The following is a 1828-nucleotide window of genomic DNA, read 5'->3' on the forward strand; positions in this document are numbered from 1 at the left end:
CGTCGCGATGATCTCGATCGAGGACCTCGTCCGCTACCGCCGCCGCGTCGAGCGCCACGTGGTGCGCGAGGCCGAGACCCGGCTGCCCACGAGCCACGGCGAGTTCACGGCGATCGGCTACACGATCACCGTCGACGACAGCGAGCACGTCGCCCTCGTGTACGGCGACCTGGACACCCTCAACGACGAAGGCCCCGTGCTGACGCGGGTCCACTCGGAGTGCCTCACCGGAGACGTGTTCGGCAGCAGCCGCTGCGACTGCGGTCCCCAGCTGAACGAGGCGCTCGACCGGATCGTCGAGGAGGGCCGCGGCGTGCTGGTCTACCTCCGTGGCCACGAGGGCCGGGGGATCGGCCTGGTCGCGAAGCTGCAGGCCTACCAGCTGCAGGACGGCGGCCGCGACACGGTCGACGCCAACCTCGACCTGGGCCTGCCCGCCGACGCGCGCCACTACGGCGCCGCCACCCAGATCCTCAAGGACCTGGGCGTCACCGAGGTGCGCCTGCTGACGAACAACCCCGAGAAGGTCAGCGACCTCGAGGACTACGGCATCAAGGTCGCCGAGCGTGTGCAGCTCACTCCGCACCCCAACGACCACAACCTGGCCTACCTGCTCACCAAGCGGGACCGGATGGGCCACGACCTGCCCCATCTCGCACTCGCCGAGACCGAACGCGAAGGAATCATCTGACATGGCTGGACACGGCGCCCCCGAGATCGCGCCCATCGACTGCCACGACCTGCGGGTCGCGGTGGTGGCGGCGAGCTGGCACACCGAGGTGATGGACGGCCTGATCGCCGGCGCGCAGCGGGCCTTCGCGGACCACAAGCTCGAAGCGCCCGTCGTGGTGCGCGTGCCCGGCACGTTCGAGCTGCCGGTGGCGGCGGCAGCCCTCGCGCCGTCGTACGACGCCGTGATCGCCCTCGGCGTGGTCATCCGCGGTGGTACGCCCCACTTCGACTTCGTCTGCAACGCCGCGACCGATGGCCTGACCCGCGTCTCGCTCGACCACTCGACGCCGATCGGCTTCGGTGTCCTCACCTGTGACGACGACGCGCAGGCCCTCGATCGGGCTGGCCTGCCGGGCTCCTCGGAGGACAAGGGCTACGAGGCGGCCTCGGCGGCGTTGCAGACCGCGGCGACGCTCAAGCGCATCCGTCGCGGCTACACCGGGTGAGACCGGCGCAAGACCACTGGTCCTGACGCCGTAGGCTCAACCCCTGTGAAGACGTTCGACGAGCTGTTCGCTGAGCTCAGCGAGAAGGCCCAGACCCGGCCCCAGGGCTCGGGCACCGTGGCGGCCCTCGATGCCGGCGTCCATGCGATCGGCAAGAAGCTGATCGAGGAAGCCGCCGAGTCCTGGATGGCTGCAGAGCATGAGGGCCGCGAGGCCACCGCGCTGGAGATCAGCCAGCTGCTCTACCACGCCCAGGTCCTCATGATCGCGAGCGGACTCTCGCTCGAGGACGTCTACACCCACCTCTGAGGAACACTTCATGCTCAAGATCGCCGTCCCCAACAAGGGGGCCCTGTCCGAGGCCGCCTCGACGATGTTGCGCGAAGCGGGCTACGCCCAGCGCTCGGACTCCAAGCAGCTCACCAAGCTCGACCCTGACAACGGCGTCGAGTTCTTCTACCTGCGACCGCGTGACATTGCGCTGTACGTCGGCGAGGGCACCCTCGATGCCGGCATCACCGGCCGCGACCTGCTTCTCGACTCCCACGCCCACGCGACCGAGGCGCTCCAGCTCGGCTTCGGCCGCTCGAAGTTCCGCTTCGCGGCCAAGCCCGGCACGGCCACGGACGTGCACGACCTCGGCGGTCTCC

4 protein-coding genes are annotated in these 1828 nt (G+C 69.6%); all 4 read left to right on the forward strand.

Features of this window, described 5'->3' with window-relative positions:
• The coding region (gene ribA, locus ACOADB_RS06450) for a GTP cyclohydrolase II (RefSeq protein ID WP_378597130.1) at nucleotides 1–691 on the forward strand (691 nt) is incomplete at its 5' end.
• Nucleotide 692: 1 nt separating this feature from the next.
• Nucleotides 693–1178, forward strand: a complete 486-nt coding sequence (ribH, locus tag ACOADB_RS06455) for a 6,7-dimethyl-8-ribityllumazine synthase (protein WP_378597132.1) — start codon at nucleotides 693–695, stop codon at nucleotides 1176–1178.
• A gap of 45 nt (nucleotides 1179–1223) precedes the next feature.
• The gene (locus ACOADB_RS06460; protein WP_378597133.1) at nucleotides 1224–1487 is read left to right on the forward strand and encodes a phosphoribosyl-ATP diphosphatase; all 264 of its coding nucleotides are present in this window, start codon (nucleotides 1224–1226) and stop codon (nucleotides 1485–1487) included.
• A gap of 10 nt (nucleotides 1488–1497) precedes the next feature.
• The coding region (gene hisG, locus ACOADB_RS06465) for an ATP phosphoribosyltransferase (protein WP_378597134.1) at nucleotides 1498–1828 on the forward strand (331 nt) is incomplete at its 3' end.

It is taken from the genome of Nocardioides sp. CPCC 206348, assembly GCF_048654705.1.
Classification (GTDB): Bacteria; Actinomycetota; Actinomycetes; order Propionibacteriales; family Nocardioidaceae; genus Nocardioides.